The sequence below is a fragment of the Sphingomonas sp. GW821-FHT10F11 genome, from assembly GCF_058809095.1.
Genome location: NZ_JBXASH010000019.1, coordinates 1 through 1,150 on the forward strand (window position 1 = coordinate 1; position 1,150 = coordinate 1,150).

Annotated in this window: 1 protein-coding gene; it reads left to right on the forward strand. The window is 66.5% G+C overall.

Annotated elements, in window-relative coordinates; translation table 11 throughout:
* Positions 1-194 precede the first annotated feature (194 nt).
* Complete coding sequence (locus AC1RT8_RS24665; RefSeq protein ID WP_493079202.1) at positions 195-1,127, forward strand: IS110 family RNA-guided transposase; 933 nt, start codon at positions 195-197, stop codon at positions 1,125-1,127.
* Positions 1,128-1,150: the final 23 nt, after the last annotated feature.

Here is a 1,150-nt window from a genome sequence, read left to right on the forward strand (position 1 = left end):
CTCCCGGAGCCCCTTGTAACTTACCTGACGCCGCATCTGCGATTATAAATGCAGGTGCGGTGGCAGGCGGGAGGCCGGGAACCCCTTGGGACACCAAGCCCGTTGGTGAGCTTGTGCCCTCGCCTGCCGTTCCATCGAACCCGAACAGTCGCTTGGGCCGCAGAGCGAGCCCGCTTGCGCAAGGATGGGTTAGGATGGACGCCACCGTTGTTGTTGGGATCGACGTATCGAAGGATCGGCTGGACGTGCATGTCCTGCCGACAGGAGACGCCTTTGCCGTCGCACGCGACGGCAAAGGCCTGGCCGAGCTGATCGAGCGGCTGCAACCGCTCGGCTGCACGGCGGTCGCGGTCGAGGCGACCGGCGGCTTCGAGGTGGTCGTCGCTGCCGGGCTTGGCGGCGCTGGCCTGCCGATCGTGGTGGTCAACCCGGCCCAGGTCCGGGCGTTTGCCACCGCGCTCGGCAAGCGCGCCAAGACCGATCCGATCGATGCCGCGGTCATCGCCCGCTTCGTCGAGGCGACCAGGCCCCAGATCCGCCCACTGCTCGACGCTGAGACGCAGATGCTCGCCGACCTCGTCGCCCGCCGGCGGCAGATCGTCGACATGATCGGTGCCGAGCGCCAGCGCCAGAAACGTGCCACCGCCCACGCCGCAAAGAGTATCGCCCGGCTCCTGGCGGCGCTCGAACGAGAACTCGCCAGCATCAATCAGGATATCGACGACAATGTCCGCCGATCTCCTGCATGGGTCGCCGACGAAAACCTGCTCACCTCGGTGCCGGGCATCGGCAGCGTCATCGCACGCACCCTGATTGCCGAACTGCCCGAACTGGGAACGCTCGACCGGCGCCAGATCGCAGCGCTCGCAGGCCTTGCCCCATGGACACGCCAGTCAGGGCAATGGCGCGGCAGGAGCTTCATCGGCGGCGGCAGACCACAGGTCCGCTCCGCCCTCTTCGTCGCCGCCATGGTCGCCGGCCGGCACAACCCGGTACTGCGCGCCTTTCGTCAGCAACTCCTCGATCGTGGAAAGGCCAGGAAAACCGCCATCATCGCCGTCGCCAGAAAACTCCTCACCGTCCTCAACGCCATCATCCGGGACCAAAAACCATGGGCCAGCGCTTGACTGCCAAGACAGTCGCTCACCAA

Excerpts from the sequence above, each read along its gene's own strand:
- AC1RT8_RS24665 (WP_493079202.1), top strand. The coding sequence starts at position 195 with ATGGACGCCACCGTTGTTGTTGGGATCGACGTATCGAAGGATCGGCTG.